This is a genomic window from Finegoldia sp. (assembly GCF_046991905.1).
GTDB lineage: Bacteria > Bacillota > Clostridia > Tissierellales > Peptoniphilaceae > Finegoldia.
Window position 1 is genome coordinate 18913 of record NZ_JBKWZF010000026.1, and the last position, 7237, is coordinate 26149.

Genomic DNA, 7237 nt, shown 5'->3' on the forward strand with positions numbered 1-7237 from the left:
TTTTTGTCTATTGTCTATTTGCAAACGTACCCCTCTGTTAGATACCGAGGGGTTTAATCAGCGGACGGGACAAGTCCCGTCCGCCAAGAACGGAACTTGCGGTTGAGAACCGCAAAACCCGTCCTTGTCGTCCGTGTCTGTGTCCTGCTGTGAACCTTGTATGCCCTCATAGAGAACCGCAAAATCTATTCTTTCATCTGAAAGTGCTTCTTTCATTTCATCAGACAGTCCTCTAAGAAATACATTACATTGCAGACAAGACTTATCTAAAACTCGAAATCGAAAATAAATTATCCTGCTTTCAATGCAATGTCTGCTTTCCAACCTCATTCTAAACTTATGAGGAATGTTGATTTTTTCACGAATAACATCATCAATGATTTTATCTATCCTTGAATGAAATCGTAAATTTGGATTGACAGAATAATTTAAGAAACAATCTAACATATATTTCCTGCAATCCGCTGTAAAAATATCTGTATTCAAGCACAAACAGAGGTAATTTTTCTCTGTGGGTGTGTGATAAATATTTAATGTGTCCTTATTCAATCACATCTTCCTTTCCTTGTTGTTCTGGCATAGCTTGTCTTTCTTGTGCAAGCCTGCCGATAGTTTGTAAAAAATCATGTCCTTTTGGGACTAAAGGCGTGTAAAACTCACTTATAACACTTGTCCCCACATCACAGTAGCCACGCCCCTTGATACGTTTCTGGAAAAACTGCTTTTTCACATCTGAACCGAACAGCATACCGTAACCTAATTCGCTGATACGCCCCAATCCCACACGGAAATTGAAGTTATCTCTGATACCGTCCGAGAAATACTTTGCGTCTGGACGCTGGCAGGCAACAATAAGGAAATAACCTGCTTGTCGCCCTAACATAACGATTTTCTTTAACTGGCTAAGTAAGCTCACGCTTTCTTTTGTCCCCAGCATTTCAAAAAACGCCACATATTCATCAAAGATAAGAAAGCAGGGTGGCAGTCCCAGATAGGCGTAGTTTTCACCCGTCTTATAGTTCGGGTGTCGTTTCATTTCCTCGCTTCGCTGTACCATGCCCTCATAAAAGGCATTGACGCAATCTATCATTTCTTCTTTGGTATGGTAGACGTTTGGCATGACCGTTCCTAAGTCCGCAAGGTCGCTATTCTTCGGGTCTAAGATGTAAAGGACAGCGTTGGTATGCAGTAAGGCTTCAATGAGCGTCAGCAGAAAATAGGTTTTACCGCCACCAGTTCCACCAGCAATCAGAGCGTGAGGGAGTGCGTCATATTCCCAGACAAGATTTTTCATCAGCTTTAAACAGCCGTTTTCTGCCCGTACTTCATCAATGGTAATGCGGTTTGCTATCATATCATAAAGCAGGGTATATTCGATATAGCCGTCATGCAGGGTCTTGTCGGTCAGCTCACAATACAAGCCACTTTCCAATTTATCCTCTAACCGTAAAAGCTGGTCTTGATATTTTCCCAGCGTGATTTCACAGCGGATATGAAGCAGTCCCTTTTCCATTTGATAATAAATCTTTGGAAACCAGACGATTTTTTCCCTTGATCTGCTTTGCAGGTCAGTAAAAAAACCGCTGTCTTGTACGGTATCGGCTTCATACCACTTATTTTCCAGTATCATTCTTGCCAGCTTTTGACGGTGCAGTAGCTTCTTGAAACCGTCGTAACAGAAGCGGTAATACCCAAAAGCGACCAATGCACAAACACCAGTCGCTATCCCTATGGTTATGAAGTTGTAAGGGGAAAGCGTCAAGCCGTTCTCTAACAAGCTGAAATGCTCCCAATCGGTACACATGAGCTGTTTCATATTCAGTAACAGGAGAACCGTCACGAATATAAACAGAAGCATTCCTATGGAAAAGTGGTAGACAAGGTGCTTGTCGCTGGCTCTGATACGGTGTCCTTTGTTCCAAATCATACGCATAAATCAATCACTCCTTTCTGGGGATGAAAAAAGCAGTCAATCCTAAGACTAACTGCTTTGTGTGTAGGGATATAAAATTGTAAAACTAAGATTGCATTTCAGATATGGATTTGAAACCCCTCATAGCTGAAAATACCATTCCCTTGTTTTAATTTCCCTTCATTTGACAAGTTGTGAAAAGCTGTCTCTATCTTGTCAATTATAGTAACTGGAATAGATAAATGATGATGTCCTGGCAAAATTCGACTTATCTTTAAAGATTGAATTTTTCTAACAGACTTCCAAAATTCTTGTGGGTTTGTTGATGGATAAAAAGCATCAAGGCAACCGCTATATATCAAATCGCCGGAATACAGATATTTTCTATCCGCTTCATAGAAACAACAATGTCCAGGAGAATGACCGGGCGTGTGAATAACTACCAACTTTCTGTTCCCTAAGTCAATACAATCTTCATCATGTAAAATCATTTGCGGAACCCCTTGAAAAATCTGATATTTCTCTACATTAAAATCCGAGGGGAAATCACATGGATTGCACATAATATTGTTTTTTACCACTTGCAAAGGTATAGGGAATTTGACCGATAGCCATTCTTTTTCTGCTTCATGAACTGCAATAGACCGAAAATATTTATGTCCACCGATATGATCCCAATGAACATGAGTAGTGATTACTGTAACGGGCAGTTTCGTCAATCCATCAATAACCTCTCTGATGTTGGAAACACCTAAACCTGTATCAATCAGAATGGCTCTTTTTGTCCCACACAATAGATAACAATGTGTTTCTTCCCAGTGTCTGTATTCGCTGATGACGAATGTATCTTGGTCTATTTGTTCGACGGTAAACCAACTGTCCATATACTATTCTCACTCCCTAAAAATTTTAATTTGTCGCTTTCTTCATACCCATATTATAACAGTTCCGTATATCCTCTACAACGAAAATCTATTCAGCAAGTCTATTTTTTCGGTTGTCCCTGCGGTGCATGGTTTTGTGGATTGCCTGCGTTCTGGTTGCCTTTATTCTTCAACACAATATCCTCTGCCTTTACATACCAGTCCACATCTGCACCCGTATAGGTCTTTCGTGATACCGTATCGGCTACTGGATTGACAAGCTCCACGACTGCATTGTACGGAAATTCCCTTAACGGTACTTCTGGCGGTACAGACACGGGGATAATTCCACCATGCAGACTGCATTTCAAATCATAGATACGCTTTTTAAGCTGGGTACTCGGTGTCCCGTCCTCATTCTGCAAGAACACATCACGCACCGCTGTAAATTTTAATTCTCCAAATGTTTTCTCTCTGTCAATAACAAACCCGTTTGATAATCTCATAAATGCTTCACTCCTTTACTTTTCTTCAACTGCTACAATATCATCAGCAAGCAACACATAATCGGTATGTCCCATATCCCCGATTGCGTAACCTCTGCCGTATAACTTCGGATTGACAAGTTTTACTTTCTGTTCATACTTGAACTTCTTTTCGCCAGCCTGCACGGGAATTTCCACCACAACATTTTCGCCTTTCTGTACGTCAGAATAAAGGTTATAGCTTCGTCTGGCTATGACCTTGCGGTTGTTTTTATCCCTTTCAAAGATAGGCTCGCTTTCGCCTGCAAATTCAAGAGTTCCAAAAGACTGTGCCATATCTGGCACGACATATTTCATTTCCATATTGTTTTACCTCGTTTCTTTCTATTTTTGATAAATTGATTGTGATTTCTTATTCTGGCAGTTTGGGAAGTACCAGCAATCCCACAGATAGTAAAGGGTAAAATCAATGCTTCGCACCCTTGACTATCCGTGTTCTTGCAGGTCGTAAGCAGACAAGCCAGAATAAGCAAAAGTCTGCCGTTTGACAGCTTCGGCGGAGAGCGTGATTTTTCTTTCCTCATACCGTTACCGCCTTATGATTTCTTCATTTTACGGCGTTTGTAAAGATATGTTCCCGCTAATCCACCAGCAGACACAAGCAACATCACGACAAATGCCATTACATTTGTACTGTCGCCCGTTTTGGGACTGTCGCTAGGTCTGTTAGGCTTTTCTGGTGTCGGTGGTGTTTCGGGTTTCTCTGGTTCTTCTGGTTTTCCCTTAAAGGTAATTGTCTGTCCCTTATCCTCAATATCCTTATGCTCGGTAACTTTCTTCGGCTCGTCTGGATTGCTTAAATCGTATAATTCCTCAAAAGTTACAAGCTGTTTGCCGTCAAGAGAAGTAGCGTCAAAGGTAAAGGCAACTTCCACTTTCATAGTTTCGCTGTCAGCAGTAAACGTATAATCACTTTCCACACGCTTTCCATTGATAAGAAGTTCTGCATTTTCTTCTTTCAACATCTGCCAGCCCACAAGTTTGTACTGTGTACCGACTTCTAAGCCCTCTAAGGTTACGGTATCAATGATTGTAACGTCTTTTCCAGCTTCAAGCTCTTTGTTGCCGTCCTTATCGGTAGCAGTCGTATGTATCTTGATGATACGCTCTGTGATAAGTACCGTCTGCCCGTCGTCCTCAATGTCTTTGTGTTCCGCAACTTTTACGGGTTCGTCTGGATTGCTCAAATCATACAATTCTTCAAAGGTAACAAGATTTTTGCCACCTAAAGCAGACGCATTGAATGTATAGGAAATTTCCACTTTCATTTCTTCATCATCAGCGACAAAGGTATAATCGTTTTCTACACGTTTCCCGTCAATAAGAAGTTCTGCGTTTTCTTCTTTTAACATCTGCCAGCCTTTGAGCTGATATTTTGTGCCTTTTGTAAGTCCGTCTAATTTGACGGTATCAACAATCGTAACCTCTTTTCCTGCAAGGATAGTCTTTTCGCCGTCCTTGCTGGTCGCTGTGGTATGGATAGAGATTTCTTTTTCGTATTCATCAGTTAGCGTTCCTAAATCAATCACAAGGTTATTTCTTGATACCACGATTTCAAAAGGTGGGATAAGTTCAAAGCCTTTGTTACTATCAGAGCGTAATTCTTCAATGATGTAAGTATCATAAGGCAACGCCCCTTTGCTGTCGTCTGGTTCAGAAGTTCCAAACCACACACCGTCCTCGCTGGTCTTGCCTGCGTTGGTATTGTGCTTATGGGAAGCCCAGTCAGCAGAAGTGGAGAATTGCCCGTTATCATCAGTTACCACAACATGACTTTCGCCCGTCGTCTTGCTTGTGATCCTAAAGGGAACATCAGCAAGACGCTTATGTGTGCCTGCACCGATTTTCACGCCCTCAATATCTCCACGCTTAATCTGATTGTAGATAGAATGGGCTTCGTCGGTTAAGTCCACGATTTTTCCATTTTCTGTGATTGTAAAATCAATCGGTTTTGCACCGTCAGTCAAATATCCGTTTGGAGCTTCACTTTCAACGATACGGAAATTTCCATAAGGTAAGAGGTCAGCAGAAGTAGAAGCGATACCCTCAATATCGGTATGGATTGTCTTTACCACTTCATTTTTCTTGTATAGCTTGCCCTCAACCAATACCGTATTATCATTTAAGGAAATAATGTCAAAAGCAGTACCTTTCAAAGTGGCACTTCCTTGTGGTTTGGTATCGCTCGTTTCTAAATCTCTTTTCTGAATTTTCACACCGCCACGGATAACCTTGTCTGATACGGAAAACTGGTTACTTCCCGTCAATACAGCAAGATCGCCGTCCTCTGTAATTTGTGTAAGGTATAAGCCTTTTATCTGTTCAGACTTATCGCCAGCCTGCATATATGCACCGTCCAGCAAGTAGCCGTTTGGAGCTTTTGTTTCCTCAACAGATAGTGTTCCTAAAGGAAGAACCGCTTTGCCGTCCTGCATATAGAAGCTGTCGCCAGATACCTTGTAAGCGTCCGCTAATTTTGTGATGTAGTGGGTTGTACCGTCGCTGTCTGTTTCAGCGATTGTCTTTGTAACCCATGTACGAGTAGCTTCGGCAGGGAGCTTGTCTTTGTTATAGAAGCCAGCATAATACTTCCATGTAAATTCCGCACCTGCTAGAGAAGCGTTCCCCTGCGGATTGTCTTTCTGTGTTTCCATATCAATCTTGAAAAGCTCAATCAAAGTGTCCGTTACTTTTGGCGTATCTGATACTTTTAAGGTTGCTGTTTCGCCAGCTTTGATTGTCAATGGATAGACAGTTTTATCCACTTTATATCCTGCTGGTGCGGATAATTCCTTGATATAGACTGTGCCAGCCGTTACCTCTATAACATCTGTATTTCCATTTTCATCAGTCGTAAGGGTGGCAAGCTGTTTTGTGCAGTCCTTATCAGAAAAGACACCGTATGTTGCACCAGCGATTGAGTAATTCCCGTTACCGTCTGTAATGCTGGTATTACTGGAAACCTTTTGCAGTTTTGCATTTCCGACATTAAATTTCGCCCAGAATTGCCCCAATTCCTGCCCCTCGCCAGAGTAGATATAACCGCCACATTTATAGCGTCCTTTATTCTCTTTGACAAAGGCTTTTGCCCCAGCGAAAACCTCGTCCTGCGTAGCCTTTGGAATTTCATCATAAGAAGCTCGCACGTTATCACATTGCCAGCCAAGATGTACGCTCAATCTCTGCCAGACGACACATTGTTCCAACAGATAAACTTGTTTATAATTCAATTCCTTGTGAGCTTCGCCATACTGTTTGACATATTCTAAGGATAACGCCACATCTGAAATCTGGTCGGCACTCATACGGGTGCTTGCGTCAGTTCTGGTCTTGTAACCATTCTTAAAATCTGTGTTAATGTCAATACAATAAGCAGTTTCGCCCTCAACTTTCATCATGCCCTCATTGAATGTAGAACCGATAGAACCGTCATTCATTACTTTTTCAATGATACCGACACGCTCTGCACTTTCCGTCCAGTATTGCTTACTTTCTGCATGAACGGGTGTACTCGGTAAAGCAGTAACGACAGTTGCAAGAGCTAAGAAGCCCGTACACAATCGCTTTAATATCTTTTTCATAAGTCTAATGCTCCTTTCGTTTTGAGTAATAAAATAGCCGTCCAATAAGAACGGCTGGAAATAGAAAAGGAACGTCATGTTAGGCGTTCCATAGTCTATGAAATATTAAATTTTTCTTGTTTCAATACTGATGTGCTGTACCATATCTTTGCATATCTAAGAAAACTAGCGTATCAAGGCTCATTCGTTAGTAGTAAATAAGTAGTAAATTGATGTGTTTGTTTCCTTGAAAATGCTGATAGATACTGTGTTTTAGCGGATAATCAGATTTTTATTGTGTTTTTACCAAAAAAAATATATCGATGGAGTTTAAATCCAGGTCATTTGGCTGCCGAT

7 protein-coding genes are annotated in these 7237 nt (G+C 41.3%); all 7 read right to left on the reverse strand.

Annotated features, from left to right (window positions below):
- Nucleotides 1–57 precede the first annotated feature (57 nt).
- Nucleotides 58–447, reverse strand: coding sequence for a hypothetical protein (locus ACLUJM_RS09470; RefSeq protein ID WP_059086946.1), 390 nt, complete (start codon nt 445–447; stop codon nt 58–60).
- Nucleotides 448–541: 94 nt separating this feature from the next.
- Nucleotides 542–1933: an FtsK/SpoIIIE domain-containing protein gene (locus ACLUJM_RS09475; RefSeq protein ID WP_010723734.1), complete on the reverse strand. Its 1392-nt coding sequence runs from the start codon at nt 1931–1933 to the stop codon at nt 542–544.
- A 98-nt stretch (nt 1934–2031) separates the two neighbouring features.
- Nucleotides 2032–2796, reverse strand: a complete 765-nt coding sequence (locus ACLUJM_RS09480) for an MBL fold metallo-hydrolase (RefSeq protein WP_010723735.1) — start codon at nt 2794–2796, stop codon at nt 2032–2034.
- Between the two features lie 101 nt (nt 2797–2897).
- A complete protein-coding gene (locus ACLUJM_RS09485; protein ID WP_412412727.1) occupies nt 2898–3281 on the reverse strand; it encodes a YdcP family protein in 384 nt (127 codons plus the stop codon).
- 15 nt (nt 3282–3296) lie between these two features.
- Complete coding sequence (locus ACLUJM_RS09490) at nt 3297–3623, reverse strand: YdcP family protein (RefSeq protein WP_191386607.1); 327 nt, start codon at nt 3621–3623, stop codon at nt 3297–3299.
- Entirely contained in the window at nt 3614–3844 is a 231-nt protein-coding gene (locus tag ACLUJM_RS09495) for a hypothetical protein (protein ID WP_412412728.1), read from the reverse strand. The genes ACLUJM_RS09490 and ACLUJM_RS09495 overlap by 10 nt, the downstream gene beginning before the upstream one ends.
- A gap of 12 nt (nt 3845–3856) precedes the next feature.
- Nucleotides 3857–6901, reverse strand: a complete 3045-nt coding sequence (locus tag ACLUJM_RS09500; RefSeq protein ID WP_412412729.1) for an SrtB-anchored collagen-binding adhesin — start codon at nt 6899–6901, stop codon at nt 3857–3859.
- Between the last annotated feature and the right edge of the window lie 336 nt (nt 6902–7237).